The sequence below is a fragment of the Azoarcus sp. DD4 genome (genome assembly GCF_006496635.1).
In the GTDB taxonomy this organism is placed as follows: domain Bacteria; phylum Pseudomonadota; class Gammaproteobacteria; order Burkholderiales; family Rhodocyclaceae; genus Azoarcus.
In genome coordinates this window covers 2,051,636-2,069,608 of sequence record NZ_CP022958.1, presented here as the reverse complement: position 1 = coordinate 2,069,608, position 17,973 = coordinate 2,051,636, and the positions used below count along the sequence as shown (strand labels likewise).

The 17,973-nt window shown below is 66.2% G+C and carries 12 protein-coding genes; 3 read left to right on the top strand and 9 right to left on the bottom strand.

The window, feature by feature from the left end; all coding sequences use genetic code 11:
• Positions 1-95 precede the first annotated feature (95 nt).
• Positions 96-3,368: an EAL domain-containing protein gene (locus CJ010_RS09635; protein WP_141017835.1), complete on the top strand. Its 3,273-nt coding sequence runs from the start codon at positions 96-98 to the stop codon at positions 3,366-3,368.
• 66 nt (positions 3,369-3,434) lie between these two features.
• Here CJ010_RS09635 and clpB read toward each other — a convergent pair whose 3' ends face one another.
• The gene (gene clpB / locus CJ010_RS09630; protein ID WP_141017834.1) at positions 3,435-6,017 is read right to left on the bottom strand and encodes an ATP-dependent chaperone ClpB; all 2,583 of its coding nucleotides are present in this window, start codon (positions 6,015-6,017) and stop codon (positions 3,435-3,437) included.
• A 311-nt stretch (positions 6,018-6,328) separates the two neighbouring features.
• Between clpB and CJ010_RS09625 the strand changes: the two genes are divergently transcribed.
• Positions 6,329-6,835, top strand: a complete 507-nt coding sequence (locus CJ010_RS09625; protein WP_141017833.1) for a phasin family protein — start codon at positions 6,329-6,331, stop codon at positions 6,833-6,835.
• A gap of 58 nt (positions 6,836-6,893) precedes the next feature.
• Here CJ010_RS09625 and moaE read toward each other — a convergent pair whose 3' ends face one another.
• From moaE to zapE, 6 genes are all read right to left on the bottom strand, one after another.
• Positions 6,894-7,373 (bottom strand): molybdopterin synthase catalytic subunit MoaE, encoded by a 480-nt coding sequence (moaE, locus tag CJ010_RS09620; RefSeq protein ID WP_141017832.1) that lies wholly within the window; start codon positions 7,371-7,373, stop codon positions 6,894-6,896.
• 3 nt (positions 7,374-7,376) lie between these two features.
• Positions 7,377-7,631 (bottom strand): molybdopterin converting factor subunit 1, encoded by a 255-nt coding sequence (moaD, locus tag CJ010_RS09615; RefSeq protein WP_141017831.1) that lies wholly within the window; start codon positions 7,629-7,631, stop codon positions 7,377-7,379.
• A gap of 13 nt (positions 7,632-7,644) precedes the next feature.
• Positions 7,645-8,850, bottom strand: a complete 1,206-nt coding sequence (glp, locus tag CJ010_RS09610; RefSeq protein ID WP_141017830.1) for a gephyrin-like molybdotransferase Glp — start codon at positions 8,848-8,850, stop codon at positions 7,645-7,647.
• Positions 8,847-9,341, bottom strand: coding sequence for a molybdopterin-guanine dinucleotide biosynthesis protein B (gene mobB, locus CJ010_RS09605; protein WP_141017829.1), 495 nt, complete (start codon positions 9,339-9,341; stop codon positions 8,847-8,849). The genes glp and mobB overlap by 4 nt, the downstream gene beginning before the upstream one ends.
• Positions 9,342-9,437: 96 nt before the next feature.
• Positions 9,438-11,411, bottom strand: a complete 1,974-nt coding sequence (locus tag CJ010_RS09600; protein ID WP_141017828.1) for an ATP-dependent DNA helicase — start codon at positions 11,409-11,411, stop codon at positions 9,438-9,440.
• 10 nt (positions 11,412-11,421) lie between these two features.
• Positions 11,422-12,534: a cell division protein ZapE gene (gene zapE, locus CJ010_RS09595; RefSeq protein ID WP_141017827.1), complete on the bottom strand. Its 1,113-nt coding sequence runs from the start codon at positions 12,532-12,534 to the stop codon at positions 11,422-11,424.
• 221 nt (positions 12,535-12,755) lie between these two features.
• On the opposite strand from zapE, the gene CJ010_RS09590 reads away from it, so the two are divergent.
• Positions 12,756-15,074: a DUF3141 domain-containing protein gene (locus CJ010_RS09590; RefSeq protein WP_240794545.1), complete on the top strand. Its 2,319-nt coding sequence runs from the start codon at positions 12,756-12,758 to the stop codon at positions 15,072-15,074.
• An 87-nt stretch (positions 15,075-15,161) separates the two neighbouring features.
• Here CJ010_RS09590 and lpdA read toward each other — a convergent pair whose 3' ends face one another.
• Positions 15,162-16,586 (bottom strand): dihydrolipoyl dehydrogenase, encoded by a 1,425-nt coding sequence (gene lpdA, locus CJ010_RS09585; protein WP_141017826.1) that lies wholly within the window; start codon positions 16,584-16,586, stop codon positions 15,162-15,164.
• A gap of 81 nt (positions 16,587-16,667) precedes the next feature.
• A complete protein-coding gene (gene odhB, locus CJ010_RS09580) occupies positions 16,668-17,858 on the bottom strand; it encodes a 2-oxoglutarate dehydrogenase complex dihydrolipoyllysine-residue succinyltransferase (RefSeq protein WP_141017825.1) in 1,191 nt (396 codons plus the stop codon).
• Positions 17,859-17,973 lie beyond the last annotated feature (115 nt).

Below are 17,973 nucleotides of genomic sequence, written 5' to 3'. Positions count from 1 at the left end.
AGAGGCCGGAGTGTAGCGCATCCGGCCCCGCCGCAGGCCTCGGACTGTGGCCCAGACCACGGTTTGCGGGGACGGCCGCAGCTATACTGCGCGCCATGCGTTCCTATCCCGCACAGCTCGCACTGATCGCTGCCGCTTATGCCGTCATTGGCGGCGTCTCGCTGAAGCTGGCCGTACCGCCAGGGTACGCCGCCCCCTTCTTCCCGGCCGCCGGCATCGCACTGTCCGCCCTGATCATCTTTGGCTGGCGCCTGCTGCCGGCCATTTTTGCCGGCTCGCTGGCAGTACAGATACTGGCGCTGATGCAGTCGTCCATCATCGACGTCAACTGGTTGGGCATTCTGCTCATCCCGTGCGGCGCATGCCTGCAGGCCGCAGCAGGCAAATCACTCGCACAATGGCTGGTACGCTTTCCGAACGCGCTCGACACCCCGTCCGCCATCGTCCGCTTCCTCGCCCTGGTAGCTCCCGCCAGTTGCCTGGTCAGCCCCAGCATCGCCATCCCGGTTCTTGCGCTGTCCGGCGTGTTGCCGGCCAACGAGGCCTCGTTCAACTGGTGGAACTGGTGGGTGGGCGACACGCTCGGCGTAATCGTCGCCACGCCGCTGATGTTCGCCTTTTTCGGCCGCCCCACCGCCGACTGGCGTTCGCGCCGCCTCGGTATCGCCCTGCCGCTGGGCATCGCCATCGTGCTGCTCGGCTTCGCCTTCCACCAGGTGCACAGCTGGGAAGCGCTGCGCGTACAGAATCAGTTCAACCGCGACGCCGAGCACTTCGCCAGCCAGGTACGCAAACGCCTCGATGTACAGATCGACATGATGCAGTCGATCGAGCGGCTGATCTCGGTCAGTTCCGATGTCGGTCGGAACGATTTCCGCGACTTCGTCATGCCCTGGCTGGACCGCTATCCGGGCGCCCAGAATTTCGGTTGGAGCCCGCTCGTCCGCCACGACGAAGCCGCTGCCTACGAGGACAGGATCAGGCGGACCGACGTCGCGGACTTCCGCATACTCGACCGCATGCCCAGCGGCCAGACCTTTGCGGCGGCGGCAGCGGATGAATACCTCCCCATCACCTTCGTCGAACCGCTCGCGTCCAATCGCAGCGTGCTCGGCCTGAATCCCCTCTCGCTGCCAGCCACCGCCGCCGCGATCCACCAGGCTCGTGTCAGCGGCCGTGCCGCGGCCACCGAAGGCATCCGCCTGGTACAGGAGAGCGGCGTCCAGCGTGGCGTGGCGGTGTATCTCGCGGTCTTCGAGCGACAGAGCGAGTTCGCCGCCGAACGCCACCTGCGCGGCGTGATCTCCAGCGTGTTCCGCATGGACGATGCGCTCTCCAGCGCAATCAGCGGCGCGCTCGCCAGCGGCATAGAACTCTGCCTCGTCGATCTCGACGCGACACCCGGCAACCGCCGTCTGTCCGGCGCCGAGGGCTGCGATCGCGATCAATGGCTCGCCGGCCGGATCTCTCACGCCAGCCCGCTGCACTTCGCCGAGCGGCGCTGGGCCCTGGTGCAGCGCGCCAGCATGGACTATCTCGGCGCAATACGGAGTTGGGCCGCGTGGAGCTCCATCGCTGTCGGCCTGGTGTCGGTCGGTATGCTGGGTGCCTTCCTGCTGATCACGACCGGCAACACCCGCCGCATCGCCGCGCTGGTGGAACGCCGCACGGCCGAACTTGCCAAAGCCAGCAGCCGCCTGCGCGAACAGCAGACCGCGCTCACCCAGGCGCAGCGCATCGCGCACCTGGGCAGCTGGGAGACCGACGCGGATCTCGACAAGCTGCGTTGTTCGAGCGAACTGCACAATGTGCTCGACCTGGCCGAAGGGCGTCTGGCGCGCATGGAGGATCTGCTCGCTGCCGTCATCCCCCCCGACCGTCCGGTGCTGCTGACCGCACTCGAACAGGTCGCACGCGCGCCGGAGCACGCCACCGTGGACTGCCGCGTGCAGGCCCGCCCCACCCGCATCGTGCAGTTCCAGATCGAAAGCGAATGGCATGGCACCGAACTGCAGCGGGTACGCGGCACCGTGCAGGACGTGACCAGCGCACGCGAGGCCGAGGCGCACATCCAGTACCTCGCCCATTTCGACGCGCTGACCGGCCTCCCCAATCGCAGCGCCTGGATGAACCAGGCCCGCAATGCCCTCAGTCAGGCACAACGCCACGACCATTCGCTGGCGGTACTCTTCCTGGACCTCGACAACTTCAAGACGGTGAACGATTCGCTCGGCCACCCGGTTGGCGATCGTCTGCTGTCGGCAGTCGCCCAGCGCCTGTCCCATTGCCTGCGGGAGGAGGACATGTTCGCGCGGCTGGGCGGCGACGAGTTCGTCGCCCTGCTGCCCCACCTTTCGCAGCCGGCCGACGCCGCCGCCGTCGCACGCAAGATGCTGGAGGTGCTCACCGCGCCGGTGGTCATCGACGAGCACGAACTGTCACCCTCGGTCAGCATCGGTATCTCGCTCTTCCCCGGCGACGGCGCCGACGTCGATACGCTGCTCAAGCACGCCGACACCGCGATGTACGGTGCCAAGGAAGCCGGCCGCAACAACTTCCAGTTCTTCGTGCCGGAGATGAACACCCGCGCCTTCGAACGCCTGATGCTGGAAAACGCGCTGCGCCGGGCAATCGAGCGCAACGAGTTGACGCTGCACTACCAGCCGCAGATCGCCGCCGCCACCGACCGCCCGAACGGCTGCGAAGCGCTGGTCCGCTGGAAGCACCCTGAACTCGGCCTGGTCCCGCCCGCCCAGTTCATCCCGGTGGCGGAAGATTCCGGGCTCATCATTCCTCTCGGCGTGTGGGTACTGCGCGAAGCCTGCCGTCAGCAGGTGGCCTGGGCTGCGAACGGCCTTCACCTGATGGTGGGCGTAAACATCTCGGCCCTGCAGTTCCGCCGTGAGGACTTCGTCGACTCGGTGGCCGACATCCTGGCGGAAACCGGCGCCAACCCGGAGCGCATCGAGCTCGAAATCACCGAAAGCGCGCTGATGCAGGCAAGCGCCGAACTGTCCGGGCGTCTGCGCAGGCTGGCCAACATGGGGCTGACGTTGGCGCTGGACGACTTCGGCACCGGCTACTCCAGCCTCGCCTACCTCAAGCGCCTGCCGATCGGGCGGCTGAAGATCGACCGCTCCTTCGTCAAGGATCTTCCTGGCGATCCGGAGGACGCGGCGGTCACCGCCGCCACGCTGTCGCTCGCCCGCGATCTCGGCCTCGAGGTGGTGGCAGAAGGCGTTGAAACGACGGCCCAGCGCGACTTCCTCGTCGCCCGCGGCTGCCACACGCTACAGGGCTTCCTCTACTCCCGCCCGCTCGACGTGACGGACTTCGAAGCCTGGATGCAGGCGACGCTGGAGGCATGAGAAAACGGGGCGGCCTATTGAAGGAAGCCGCCCCGTCTGCGCCTGCCCGCCCCGCTGCAGCCGGAGTCAATCCATCCGGCTGAAGCCCAGTTTGCCGCCAACCGCATCGACGCGGATTCGATCCTTCGCGCCGAACTGGCCTTCCAGGATGGCCTTCGCCAGCGGATTCTCGATTCGCTCCTGGATCGCCCGCTTCAGTGGCCGCGCCCCGAACACCGGATCGAAGCCGGCCTCGGCGATCTCCGCCAGCGCCGCATCGCTGACTTCCATGCTCATGTCGAGCTTGGCCAGCCGTTTTTCCAGATACTTGAGCTGGATGCGGGCGATGCCTGCGATGTTCTTCTCGTCGAGCGCATGGAACACCACCACCTCGTCGATGCGGTTGATGAACTCCGGCCGGAAGAAGGTCTTCACCTCGGCCATCACCGCCAGCTTGATGACCTGATAGTCGTCGCCCGACATCTGCTGGATCATCTGGCTGCCGAGGTTGCTGGTCATCACGATCACGGTGTTCTTGAAGTCCACCGTGCGGCCCTGGCCGTCGGTCATGCGACCGTCGTCCAACACCTGCAGCAGCACGTTGAACACGTCCGGGTGCGCCTTCTCAACCTCGTCGAACAGGATCACGCTATAGGGCTTGCGCCGCACCTGCTCGGTCAGGTAACCGCCTTCCTCGTAACCGACGTAGCCCGGCGGCGCGCCGATCAGCCGCGCGACCGAGTGCTTCTCCATGAACTCGCTCATGTCGATGCGGATGAGATGCTCTTCCGAATCGAACAGGAATTCGGCCAGCGTCTTGCAAAGCTCGGTCTTGCCCACGCCGGTGGGGCCGAGGAAGAGGAAGGAACCATACGGCCGGTTCTCGTCGGCGAGGCCGGCGCGCGAACGGCGGATGGCGTCCGACACCAGCCGCACGGCCTCGTCCTGGCCCACCACGCGGCCGTGCAGTCGCTCTTCCATCTTCAAGAGCTTGTCGCGCTCGCCCTGCATCATCTTGCTCACCGGGATTCCGGTGGCGCGCGACACCACTTCGGCGATTTCCTCGGCGCCGACCTGCGTGCGCAGCAGCTTGAACTGGCGCTCGCCGCTGCCCGCGGTTTCGGCGGCCTTCAGCTGGGCTTCGAGCTGCGGCAGCTTGCCGTACTGCAGTTCGGCGAGCTTGTCGAACTGGCCCTTGCGCTGCATCTCGGCCATCTGCGCGCGCAGCTTCTCGATCTCTTCCTTGATGTGCTGGCTGCCCTGCACGCTCGCCTTCTCGGAACGCCAGATCTCGTCGAGGTTGGCGTACTCGCGCTCGAGCTTGTCGATCTCGTCGCGGATCAGCAGCAGACGTCGCTGCGACGCCTCGTCGGTCTCGCGCTTGACAGCCTCCTGCTCGATCTTGAGCTGGATCAGCCGGCGTTCGAGCTTGTCCATGACTTCGGGCTTGGAGTCGATCTCCATCTTGATGCGCGCCGCCGCCTCGTCGATCAGGTCGATCGCCTTGTCCGGCAGGAAACGGTCGGTGATGTAGCGGTGGCTCAACTCCGCCGCGGCGACGATGGCCGGGTCGGTGATGTCCACGCCGTGGTGCACCTCGTACTTCTCCTGCAGGCCGCGCAGGATGGCGATGGTGGATTCCACCGTCGGCTCGTCCACCAGCACCTTCTGGAAGCGGCGTTCGAGCGCGGCATCCTTCTCGATGTACTTGCGGTATTCGTCCAGCGTGGTCGCGCCGATGCAGTGCAGCTCGCCGCGGGCGAGCGCCGGCTTGAGCATGTTGCCGGCGTCCATCGCGCCTTCGGCCTTGCCGGCGCCGACCATGGTGTGGATCTCGTCGATGAAGAGGATGATGCGGCCTTCGTCCTGGGCGATGTCCTTCAGCACCGCCTTCAGGCGCTCCTCGAACTCGCCGCGGTACTTGGCTCCGGCCAGCAGCGCCGCCATGTCGAGCGACAGCACGCGCTTGCCCTTGAGCGTTTCCGGCACCTCGTCGTTGACGATGCGCTGTGCCAGGCCTTCGACGATCGCGGTCTTGCCCACGCCCGGCTCGCCGATCAGCACCGGGTTGTTCTTGGTGCGCCGCTGCAGGATCTGGATAGCACGGCGGATCTCGTCGTCGCGGCCGATGACAGGGTCGAGCTTGCCGGCACGGGCACGCTCGGTGAGATCCATGCAGTACTTCGACAGCGCCTCGCGCTGGCCTTCGGCGTCCTGGCTGCCGACGTTCTGGCCGCCGCGCACCGCATCGACCGCGGCTTCCAGCGCCTTGCGGTTGAGGCCGTGCTCCTTCAGCAGACGGCCGCTCTCGCCCTTGTCCTCGGCGAGCGCGAGCAGGAACATCTCGCTGGCGATGAACTGGTCGCCGCGCTTCTGCGCCTCGCGGTCGGTGAGATTGAGCAGGTTGGTCAGATCGCGGCCGATCTGCACCTCGCCGCCGTGCCCTTCGACCCTGGGCAGGCGTTCGAGCGCGCGCTGCAAGGCAGTCTTCAGCGGCGGCACGTTGACGCCGGCGCGCTGCAGCAGCGACACCGTGCCACCGTCATCCTGGTTGAGCATGGCCGCGAGCAGATGCTGCGGTTCGATGAATTGTTGGTCGTTGCCCACCGCAATGCTCTGGGCATCGGCGAGGGCTTGCTGGAACTTGGTGGTGAGCTTGTCGAAACGCATGGCGATCGTCCTTGTGCTGAGCGGCTTGGCAGGGATATGGGGCCAGCACGGGCGAATTCAAGCGCATTCCACTGCCTCGCGGCGGCAGCCTGCCCAGTCTGGGCAAATCGCCCCCCGACGACAGCCGCAACGCAACATTTGCCCTGAAGGTCACGCCGGCCGACTATGCGACGCACCGGCCGTCAATGCGCTGTGTTATGTTTCACGATGAGGCGGAGGGAGAGGAAGGAATCGCGGCCGCAAGGCTGCCACCGACCGATATGGAGTCTTGAGCGCCTCTCACAACATTCAACTGCGCGCGGAGGAAACACATGGCTAGCAAACAGGATCAGTTCAACGAACTGCAGAAGAAGAACCTCGAAGCCGCAATGCGTCTGGCACAGCTGTCGATCGAGAACTCGCAGCGCATCATGGAAATCCAGGTGTCGACCGCCAAGTCCCTGTTCGAGGAAGGCGTCGAGAACGCCAAAGCCCTGTCTACCACTCAGGACCCGAAGAACCTGATGGAGCTGCGCACCCAGTTCGCCCAGGCCACCACAGAGAAGATGCTGGCGTGCGCCCGCGAGATCGCCGAAATCACCGCCCGTGCGCAGGCCGAAGTCGGCAAGCTGGTCGGCGAGCAGCTCACCACCGGCAGCACCGACGTGTTCGAAGCCATGCAGAAGATGTTCAAGGGCATGCCGATCACCGACCAGAACGCCATGGGCGCTATCCAGACGGCGATGGACACCACTCGCGCCGCCTTCGAACAGGTGAGCCGCGCCTCCGCCGAGGCGTTCCAAGCCTTCACCAACGCCGGCGGCAAGCCGCGCAAGTAAGCCGCAACCCTGGCATGCAGAACGGCGCCCGCGGGCGCCGTTTTTTGTGTCGACCGGGTCAGCGTCGTTGCTCGACTTCGTCCCAGTTTTCGGACCAGCGCGCAGCGGCACTGTCGTCGGTCTCCCGCGCATCGACCCAGCGTGCGCCCTCGGGTGTCTCCTCGCGCTTCCAGAACGGCGCGCGGGTCTTGAGGTAATCCATGACGAACTCGCATGCGGCAAACGCCTCGCCGCGGTGCGCCCCCGCCACCGCGACGAAAACGATGCGATCACCCGGCAGCAGACGCCCGTAGCGATGGATGACGCGCACCGCGTTCAGCGGCCAACGCTGCTGCGCCTCGGCCACGATGGCTTCCAGCGCCTGCTCGGTCATGCCGGGATAGTGTTCCAGCGTCATCGCCGACACGCCACTACCGTCGTTCGCATCGCGCACCAGACCGACGAAGCTGGCCACCGCACCGATATCCTTGCTTCCGCTGCTCAGTGCCGCGATCTCCGCACCGACGTCGAAATCCGCTTCCTGCACGCTGACCGACATCGCTCAGCCTCCGGTCACCGGCGGGAAGAAGGCCACTTCGTCACCCGCCCGCAGCTCGACATCCGGTCCGGCCATGCGCTGGTTCACCGCTGCCCGCACATTGCGGCCTGCCGCCAGCGCCCGCCAGCCTTCTCCCCGCGCGGCGAGTTCGCTGCGCAGGGCGCCCACCGTGACACCGCCGACGGGCAGTGCGAATTCTTCCGCTGCGGTACCGACCGCTTCGCGCAAGCTGGCGAAATAGAGGATCTTCACGTTCATGGAATCAGTATAGTCAGTAGAGCAATTCGCCATAGGGCAGGAAGCGGACCGTCTGGCCGCGCGCGATCGGTGTGTCGGCCGGTACGTCCACCAGTCCGCTGGCCCACACCGTGGAGCCCAGCGCTGCCGCCCCCTGGTTCGGAAAGAGTTCGACGCCGCCTTCGGCATTGATGCGGGCGCGCAGGAATTCGCGACGGCGGTCCGGCCGCGGCCAATCGAAATCCGCACGCAGGCTCAATGCCAGCGGCGCGGTCTCGCTCACACCCTGCGTGGCAAGCAGGAAAGGCCGCACCATCAGCAGGAAGGTGACGAAGCTGGATACCGGATTGCCCGGCAGCCCGATGAAGGCCGCGCCATGCACTTTGCCGTAGGCGAGCGGCTTGCCCGGCTTCATCGCTATTCTCCACATGTCGAGGCTGCCCTCGGCCTCCACCGCAGGCTTGACGTGGTCCTCCTCGCCCATCGACACACCGCCGCTGGTAAGGATCAGGTCGTGCCCCTGGGCGGCCTCGCGCAGGGTCGCGCGGGTGGCGTCGAGCTTGTCGGGCACGATGCCCAGATCGCTGACTTCGCAGCCCAGCCCGGTGAGCAGCGCCCGCAGCATGAAGCGGTTGGAATTGTAGATACCACCCGGCGGCAAGGCTTCGCCCGGCATCACGAGTTCGCTGCCGGTGGAGAACATCGCCACCTTGACACGGCGATAGACAGGCAGCTGGGCCAGACCGACCGAGGCCGCCAGAGCCACTTCCTGGGGTCGCAGGCGCGTACCGGCGGGCAGGATGACTGCACCGGCAGCAATATCCTCGCCCTCGCGGCGCAGCGATTCGCCCACACGCGGCACCCGGTTGACCACGACGCTGTCACCGTCGTGCTCGCAGAACTCCTGCATCACCACCGCGTCCGCACCCTCCGGCACCGGCGCACCGGTGAAGATGCGCGCGGCTGTGCCCGCCGCGAGCGGATGCGCGCTGCTACCGGCCGGAATGCGCTGGCTCACCGGCAAGCGGGTTCCGGCGGCTGGCACGTCCGCCACGCGCACGGCGTAACCGTCCATCGCCGAGTTGTCCATCGGCGGCTGGGCAATGGGGGAATGCTGGGTAACCGCAAGTACCCGCCCGGCGGCGACCATGGTGTCGACCTCGTCGATCTCGCGCACCGGCCGGGCGTAGCCGAGGAGTTGCTGCAGGGCGTCGTCGAAACTGAGCATGCTGGCGTTCATGGTTTGTCCGGGAAATCGATGATGAAGGCCGCGACCGCCGCGGCGTCGTTCAAGGGCAGGCGCGGCAGCGGGCAGTCGATGTCGGCATCGGTGGCCACTGCCACCACGTGGGGGTTCTCCGGCCACAGCGGCGGCTTGCCGTGGCTCGGTCGGTGAACCTCGACCTTGGGCACCGCGGCGGCCTTGTAGCCTTCGATCAGCACAATGTCGCAAGGCGCGAGCAGCGCAAGCTGCTCTTCCAGCGTCGGCTCGGCACGACCGCGCAGTTCGTGCATCAGCACCCAGCGCTCACCCGACAGCATCAGCACCTGGGTGGCTCCGGCCTCGCGATGACGGAATGAATCCTTGCCGGGACGATCGAGATCGAAACCGTGGTGCGCATGCTTGATCACCGACACACGCAGGCCGCGGCGGGTGAACTCCGGGATGAGTTTCTCGAGCAGGGTCGTCTTGCCCGAGCCTGACCAACCGGCGATGCCGAATACTTTCATCGAAGGCGCGCCGCAGGGGCGTCTCATTGTTCGAGGCAGGGAGCATACAACAAGGCGCCGCGATCGGCTCCCCCCGGGGACGCCCGCCGGCTCTGGCTACGAGTCGTGCTGGTCGGGCGAGGCCTTCGGCGGCGGCAGCTTTTCGAGGAAGGCCACGGCGACCGCCTCGTCCTTGGTGCGGCTCATCGGCGGCAGGCTGCGCCAGATCACCTTGCCGTAGGATTTTGTGAGCATGCGCGGATCGCAGATGCAGAGCACGCCGCGGTCGCGCTCGGTACGGATCAGGCGGCCGGCGCCCTGCTTCATGCTGATCACCGCGCGCGGCAGCTGATAATGGATGAAAGGACTGAGGCCCTGCTTCTGCATGTGCTCGACGCGCGCGGCCAGCACCGGATCGTCCGGCGGCGCGAAGGGAAACTTGTCGATCACCACCAGCGATAGCGCATCGCCCGGCACGTCCACGCCTTCCCAGAAGCTCTGGCTCGCCACCAGCACCGCGTTGCCCAGGCGCCGGAAACGCTCCAGCAGCTCGGTGCGCGAACCTTCGCCCTGCAGCAGCAGCGGCAGTTTGTCGCCGGCGCGCTCCAGACCGTCGGCGATCAGTTCATGGATGCGGCGCATCGCCCTCAGCGAGGTGCACAGCACGAAGCTACGGCCGCGCGCGGCACGGATCAGCGGCAGCGCGGTACGCGCCACGGCGTCCGCATAGTCCGGCGAATTCGGCTCCGGCATGGCCTGCGGCGCATACAGCAAGGCCTGCTCGGCGTAATCGAACGGGCTGCCCCACACCGCGGTCATCGGCGGCGGATCCATCCACGCCAGCCCGAGTTCGCGGCAGTAGTGGCCGAAGTCCTGACCGACCGCGAGCGTGGCCGAGGTGAAGATCCAGGCGCGCGGATGGCCTTCGAGCTGGCGGCGGAACACGTCCGACACATGCAGCGGCGTGGCATTGAGCGCCAGCGAGTGGCTGAAGACCTCGACCCAGCGGATCAGATCCTTCTCTTCCGGATTGCGCCAGCGCGCCAGACGTTCGCTCATCTCCTGGGTACGGCGCAGGCAGTTGGCCAGCCCCTCGGAACGCTCGGCCTGGGTGTCGAGGATGGCGTGGAAGTGATCCAGCACCTCGGTGAGCGCGCCCAGCTGCTTGTCGAACTCCGCCTTCTCGGCCGCCTGCGCGGCGGACAGCCGTGCCGGCTCGGCGCCGAACACCAGACGCAGGTCGCGCGCCGCTTTCTCCAGCGCGCGGGTGTCGTCGATCAGTGCGACGCAATCACGCGCCGCGGCCACGCCTTCCGAACGGGTATCGCGCGCCAGTTCCAGCACCTGGGCGGTGGACACGGTTTCGCCGAAGAACAGGCTGGCGGTTTCCGGCAGCTGGTGCGCCTCGTCGAAGATCACTGCGTTGCACGCCGGCAGCAGCTCGCCCATTCCTTCGTCGCGCAGCATCACGTCGGCGAAAAAGAGGTGATGATTCACCACCACCACGTCGGCCTCCATCGCATTGCGACGCGCCGCCATCACGAAACACTCCTTGACGTCGGGGCATTCCTGGCCGAGGCAGTTGTCGCGGGTGGAAGTAGCCGCCATCCAGGCGGCGGAATCCTCGCGCACCTCGGTGCACTCGGCCTTGTCGCCGCTCTGGGTGATCTTGGCGAAACGTGAGATCGCACGCAGGTCGGCGGCGTCCTGCGCGGTGAGGAAGCGGCCGTCGCGTTCGTTGCGGGCGAGATGGTAGGGGCAGACGTAGTTGGCACGGCCCTTCAGCAGCGCGATCGTCACCGGCACCTTGAGCGCCGCGCGCACGGTGGGCAAATCGCGATTGAAGAGCTGATCCTGCAAGGTCTTGGTGCCGGTGGACACGATGACCTTGCCGCCCGCCATCAGCGCCGGCACCAGGTAGGCGTAGGTCTTGCCGGTGCCGGTGCCCGCCTCGGCAACGAGAATGCGATGGCCCCGGATGGCCTCGGCAATGCGGCCGGCCATCTCGATCTGCTGCGGCCGCGCGCGAAAGCCCGGCACCGCCTGCGCCAGCGGGCCGTCGGGGGCGAACAGCGGGTCAAGGTCGGACATCGGTGCAGTCCTACTCCACCCGGTGCGCCTCGGCGAGGTATTCGCGGGTGCGCATTTCCATCAGGCGGCTGACCGTGCGCACGAACTCGTGGGCATTGTGGCCCTCGGTGTAGAGCTCGTAGGCCTCCACCTCGGCGCTGAGGATGAGCTTGACGCGGTGGTCGTAGAGCACATCGATCAGCCAAGTGAAGCGGCGCGCTTCGGAGGCGTTGCCGGCCGACATCTTCGGCACCGCCGACAGGAACAGGGTGTGATGCTCGCGCGCGATCTCGAGGTAATCGTTCTGCGAGCGCGGCCCGCCGCAGAGCGTGGCGAAATCGAACCAGATCACCCCCGGTGCGCGGCGGATAACCGGCAGCTTGCGCTCGTTGAGCGCGATCTCGCCGGTCGTGCCGTCGCTCGCAGCGAGCCGGCGGAAGTCGTCCTTCATCTTGCGGTCCGATTCGGCATCGGCCGGCACCAGGAAGATCTCGATCTTCTCCAGCGTGCGCAGGCGGTAGTCGGTGCCGTGGTCCACCTCGACGACGTCGAAGCGGCGTTTGATCATCTCTATGGTCGGCAGGAAGTTCACCCGCATCAGGCCGTTGGGGTAGAGACCGTCGGGCGGGTAGTTCGAGGTCATCACGAAGATGACGCCGCGGACGAACAGGGCTTCGAGCAAGCGGCCGAGGATCATCGCGTCGGCGATATCGGACACGTGGAACTCGTCGAAGCACAGCAGGCGGGTCTCGCGCGCGATGCGGTCGGCCACCTTCTGCAGCGGATCGGGTTCGTGGTTGTGGTTCTTGAGATCGTTCTGCACCTCCTGCATGAAGGCATGGAAGTGCACCCGGCGCTTGCGCTTGTAGGGCACCGCATCAAAGAAGCAGTCCATCAGGAAGCTCTTGCCGCGGCCGACACCTCCCCAGAAATACACACTGCGTGGCATGTCGGGCCGCGAGAACATGCGGCGCAAGGTGCTGCTGCGGGCGACCTTGAAACAGAGCAGTTCGCCGTAGAGCTTTTGCAGGCGTTGCATCGCGGCGCGCTGCGCCGGATCGGACTTGAAACCGCGGGCGCGCAACTGGGCCTCGTAGGCGTCCAGCACGCCGTGTTCGGAAACTTTGAGGGTGCGATGGGGCATGGTCTTGGGCGGTACCGCCGCGGGACCGGACCGACACCCCGCGTTCGGCCGCGGTGGCTCGAATCGAAGCCGAGATTGTAGTGCAAGTCGGGCGCCGATTTCCGCTATGCAACAGCGCTTGCCGTGGTTTCTCCCCGGCGCTATGCTGCAACGCAACATACGTCTTTTTCCATATTGCGCATGCAGGTACGCCCCGCCTGCCGTCCTTCGGAGACCTGCCCGTGTATCCAGTCCTGTCGCCCGTCGTCCCCACCTTGCCTGCCCTGACCACGCTGTCCGCCGCGCTTGCCGGCGTTCGGCAACTGCTTCGCTACCAGGCCAGCGGCTTCACCGCCGCGGCGGAGTATCTTTACGACCGCTGGCAACGCCAACTGCTGTTCGCCGACGTCCTGCGCGAACGCGGCAACCAGTATCTGGAGCACAGCCGCTCCGGCAAACCACCTGTGCTGGCATTCGACTACGAGATCATCATGGACGGCCGCGCCCTGCCCGATCCGGCCAACTATGCGCTCGCCCGCATCCATCCGCCGACGGACTGCCCCGCGACCGATCCGGCCAAGCGCCCTTTCGTCGTCATCGACCCGCGCGCCGGCCACGGTCCGGGCATCGGCGGCTTCAAGATAGACAGCGGCATCGGCATCGCGATGCGTCAGGGCCATCCTTGCTACTTCGTGATGTTCTTCCCCACGCCTGAACCGGGGCAGACCATCGAATCGGTCGCCAAGGCCGAATATGCCTTTCTGTCCCGCGTCAATGCCATGCACCCCGAGGCCAGCGCACCGCTGGTGATCGGCAACTGTCAGGGCGGCTGGGCCCTGATGATGCTGGCTGCAGCCGCACCCAGGGTGGTCGGCCCCATCCTGCTTGCCGGCTCGCCGATCTCCTACTGGGCGGGCGTACGCGGCAAGAATCCGATGCGCTACACCGGCGGTCTGATGGGCGGCACGTGGCTGGCCTCGCTGGTCGGCGACCTCGGCAACGGCCGCTTCGACGGTGCCTATCTGGTCAACAACTTCGAATTGCTCAATCCGGCCAACACCTTCTGGAGCAAGTCCTACAACTTGTTCGCCCGCGTCGATGAGGAACGCGAACGCTTCCTGGAGTTCGAGCGCTGGTGGGGCGGTCACTTCCTGCTGAACAGGGAGGAAATGGACTGGATCACCCAGAACCTCTTCGTCGGCAACCGCCTGACTGCCGGCGAGATCGTGTCGTCCAGCGGCAAGACGCGGATCGACCTGCGCAACATCCGGTCGCCCATCATCGTGTTCGCATCCTGGGGCGACAACATCACGCCGCCGCAGCAAGCCCTGAACTGGATTCCCGACCTGTACGACAGCGTCGAGGACATCCGCCTCAACGAGCAGACCATCGTCTATTGCCTGCACGAGAAGATCGGCCACCTCGGCATCTTCGTGTCGGGTGCGGTCGCCCGCAAGGAAACCGACAAGCTGGTCGGCACGCTGGAGCTGATCGACATCCTGCCGCCCGGTCTCTACGAGGCGGTGATCGAGGACACCCAGCCGGACATGGCCGGACGGGAATACGTGCAGGGCCGTTTCCATGTCCGCTTCGAGCCGCGCAACATCAGCGACATCCTGGCGCTGGACGACGGACGCGACGACGAACGTGCGTTCGAGGTGGTCAAGCGCGTGTCGGAGATCAATCAGGGGCTTTACGACACTTTCGTGTCCCCCTGGCTCAAGCTTGCAAGCAACGAATTTCTCGCCGAAACCCTGCGCAATCTCAACCCGGCACGCTTCGAGCGACTGTGGTTCTCCGACGCGAATCCGCTGCTGTGGCCGCTCGGCCCTATCGCCGGCCTCATCCAGCACAAGCGGGTGCCTGCTGCCGAGGACAATCCCTTCGTTGCGCTGGAGCACAAGATATCGGAAGGCATCGAGCATGTGCTCGACAGCTACCGCGACGCCCGCGACCTGATGCAGGAGCAGGTGTTCACCACCATCTACGAGGCACCGCTGGTGCGTGCCCTCAGCGGCCTGGGCAACAACACGGTCAGCCGCCGGCGCGAGCAGGCGCACAGTTGGATGGAAGACGAGTTCCGCAACCTGCAGCGCCGTGTGCTGGCGGAAGACTTCGAAAGTGGCACGGCGCTCGACGGCCTGGTCCGCACCATCTTCTACACCAAGCCGGACATGCTCGGTTTCGACGAACGGCCATTCAACCTGCTGCGCCAGGAGCTTCAGCACGCCGGCCTGTCGGCCACAGGAGCGGTGGCGGACCTCAAGCACACGCTCAAGCGCCAGGCATTGCTCTTCCTGCTGGACGAAGACCGCACCCTCGCCGGCCTGAGCGCCCTGCTCCCGACCGCCGAACTGCGCCGGCTGGCACTCGACACGGCCTACTCCCTGGCACGTGCGCGTGGCGACCTCGGCGACACCTTCCAGCAACGTTACAAGCGCGTTGCCGAGCAGTTCGGCCTGCCACCAGCACCGTTGCTGCTGGAAGAGCGCCCCGCACACACGCTGCCGGCCGACACGCCGGCGCCGCGGCGCCGGACCCGTCAGAAGCGGGACGCCTGAAATAGAGAACGGGCGGGTGTCGCCGACACCCGCCCGTTCTGCCCACCGCGCCCCACGGCGCGGCAAACCCAAGCGCTTACGCGTGAATCAGAAGTGCAACGGCCGCTTGTCGCAGGCCAGCGCCGCTTCGTGCACCACTTCCGACAAGGTCGGGTGGGCATGACAGATGCGGGCGAGGTCTTCGCTGCAGCCGGCAAACTCCATCGCCACCACGGCTTCGGAGATCAGCTCCGAGGCGTTGGCGCCGATGATGTGCACACCGAGGATGCGGTCGGTGGCGGCGTCGGCGATCATCTTGACGAAGCCGGTCGGTTCGCCCATGCCGAGCGCGCGGCCGTTGGCCAGGAAGGGGATCTTGCCGACCTTGTAGGCGACGCCTTCGGCCTTGAGCTGCTGCTCGGTCTTGCCGACCCAGGCGATTTCCGGGCTGGTGTAGATCACCCAGGGCACGGTGTCGAAGTTGCAGTGGCCGGCCTGGCCCGCCATCAGCTCGGCGACCATCACCGCTTCTTCCATCGCCTTGTGCGCCAGCATCGGGCCGCGCACTACGTCGCCCACCGCCCACACGCCGGGCAGGTTGGTGCGGCAGTGGCCGTCAACTTCGATCATGCCGCGCTCGTTGAGCTTGAGTCCCACCGCTTCGGCGTTTAGGCCGTCGGTGTTGGGCACGCGGCCTACCGAGACGATCAGGCGGTCGGCATCGAGCTTCTGCTCCGCACCGTCCTTGTCGGTGTAGGCGATGGACACGCCCTTCTTGGCGGTCTTGACTTCGCCGATCTTGACGCCGAGCTGGATCTTGAGACCCTGCTTGGTGAAGACCTTGAGCGCTTCCTTGGCGACGTCCTGGTCGGCGGCGCCGAGGAAGTCCGGCAACGCTTCGAGCACGGTGACGTCGGCACCGACGCGGCGCCACACCGAACCCATTTCCAGGCCGATCACGCCGGCGCCGATGATGGCGAGCTTCTTCGGCACCGCGTCGATGTCGAGCGCGCCGACGTTGTCGCAGACCAGCTTGTTGTCGACCGGGATTCCCGGCAGATGGCGCGCCTTGGAGCCGGTGGCGACGATGACCTGCTTGGCGGTGACGACTTCGTCGCCGACCTTGACCTGCCAGCCGCCCGCCGCCTGCGCGACGAAGGAGCCGTGGCCGTTGAGCAGGGTGACCTTGTTCTTCTTGAACAGCCCCTTGATGCCACCGGTGAGCTGGTCGACGATGCCGCTCTTGCGGGCGATCATCTTGGTGACGTCGATCTTGGGCGTGCCGACGGTGATGCCCTGGTCGGCGAAGCTGTGCCCGGCCTCCTCGAACAGGTGCGAAGTGTGCAGCAGCGCCTTGGACGGAATGCAGCCGACGTTGAGGCAGGTGCCGCCCAGACGCGGTTCGCCCTTGGGGTCGGCATAGGGATTTGATTCGCAGCATGCGGTCTTGAAACCGAGCTGGGCCGCGCGGATGGCCGCGACGTAGCCGCCGGGGCCGCCGCCGATGACGAGAACGTCGAATTCTTTGGACATTGAAAACTCCCTTGCAGAAAAACGGGGCGCACGCCGGCGGGGCAGCACGCTGCCCCGCGGAATGCGCCCCGACTACGTGTTTTAGACGTCGAGGATCAGGCGGGCCGGATCTTCCAGCGCTTCCTTCATCGTCACCAGGCCGAGCACCGCTTCGCGGCCGTCGATGATGCGGTGGTCGTAGGACATCGCCAGGTAGTTGATCGGGCGGATCACGATCTGGCCGTTCTCGACCACCGGACGGTCCTTGGTGGCGTGGATGCCGAGGATGGCGGACTGCGGCGGGTTGATGATAGGCGTCGACAGCATCGAGCCGAACACGCCGCCGTTGGAGATCGAGAAGGTGCCGCCGGAGAGCTCTTCCAGCGACAGCTTGCCGTCCTTGGCCTTCTGGCCGAATTCGGCGATCTTCTTCTCGATATCGGCGATCGACATCGATTCTGCGTCGCGCAGGATGGGCACGACCAGACCGCGCGGCGAACCGACAGCGATGCCGATGTCGATGTAGCCGTGGTAGACGATGTCGTTGCCGTCGACCGAAGCGTTCAGGATCGGGAACTTCTTCAGCGCAGCCACCGCGGCCTTGACGAAGAAGCCCATGAAGCCCAGACGCACGCCGTGTGCCTTCTCGAACTTGTCGCCATACTGCTTGCGCAGCGCCATCACCGGCGCCATGTTCACCTCGTTGAAGGTGGTAAGGATGGCGTTTTCGTTCTTCGATTGAAGCAGACGCTCGGCGATGCGGGCGCGCAGGCGGGTCATCGGCACGCGCTCTTCCGGACGCTCGCCGGCGATCACGACCGCCGGGGCGGCAGCGGCGGCCGGTTTGGCGCTGGCGGCGACTGCGTCTTCCTTGGTCACGCGGCCACCACGGCCGGAACCGGCCACGTCGGCAGCGGCAATGCCCTTCTCGTCGAGAATCTTGCGCGCGGCCGGGCTGGCAGCGCCCGCTGCGGCGGCCGGCGCAGCAGCAGCCGGCGGCGGGGTCACCGCCTGCACCGGCTCGGCCACCTTGGCGCCACCAGCGGCGGCCTTGGCTTCGGTGTCGATCTGGGCGATCAGCTCGCCCGAGGTGACGGTACCACCATCGGCCTTGATGATCTTGACCAGCACGCCGTCGGCCGGCGCCGGGGTTTCGAGCACGACCTTGTCGGTCTCGATGTCGATCAGGTTCTCGTCGCGCGTTACCGCGTCGCCTTCCTTCTTGTGCCAGGTCACCAGCGTGGCTTCGGACACGGATTCGGACAACTGCGGCACTTTCACTTCGATCAGCATGGAAATCTCTCCCGTTATCGTTCGGAGTTTTGCGTTGTTATTCGGCGCGACTCAAGCGAGCCGCTGCCCGCAGGGCGTTCGCCCCCGAAGGAGCGTGCCGGGCCGTCCTGCGACG

Excerpts from the sequence above, each read along its gene's own strand:
- CJ010_RS09635 (WP_141017835.1), top strand. The coding sequence starts at position 96 with ATGCGTTCCTATCCCGCACAGCTCGCACTGATCGCTGCCGCTTATGCC.
- clpB (WP_141017834.1), bottom strand. The coding sequence starts at position 6,017 with ATGCGTTTCGACAAGCTCACCACCAAGTTCCAGCAAGCCCTCGCCGAT.
- CJ010_RS09625 (WP_141017833.1), top strand. The coding sequence starts at position 6,329 with ATGGCTAGCAAACAGGATCAGTTCAACGAACTGCAGAAGAAGAACCTC.
- moaE (WP_141017832.1), bottom strand. The coding sequence starts at position 7,373 with ATGTCGGTCAGCGTGCAGGAAGCGGATTTCGACGTCGGTGCGGAGATC.
- moaD (WP_141017831.1), bottom strand. The coding sequence starts at position 7,631 with ATGAACGTGAAGATCCTCTATTTCGCCAGCTTGCGCGAAGCGGTCGGT.
- glp (WP_141017830.1), bottom strand. The coding sequence starts at position 8,850 with ATGAACGCCAGCATGCTCAGTTTCGACGACGCCCTGCAGCAACTCCTC.
- mobB (WP_141017829.1), bottom strand. The coding sequence starts at position 9,341 with ATGAAAGTATTCGGCATCGCCGGTTGGTCAGGCTCGGGCAAGACGACC.
- CJ010_RS09600 (WP_141017828.1), bottom strand. The coding sequence starts at position 11,411 with ATGTCCGACCTTGACCCGCTGTTCGCCCCCGACGGCCCGCTGGCGCAG.
- zapE (WP_141017827.1), bottom strand. The coding sequence starts at position 12,534 with ATGCCCCATCGCACCCTCAAAGTTTCCGAACACGGCGTGCTGGACGCC.
- lpdA (WP_141017826.1), bottom strand. The coding sequence starts at position 16,586 with ATGTCCAAAGAATTCGACGTTCTCGTCATCGGCGGCGGCCCCGGCGGC.
- odhB (WP_141017825.1), bottom strand. The coding sequence starts at position 17,858 with ATGCTGATCGAAGTGAAAGTGCCGCAGTTGTCCGAATCCGTGTCCGAA.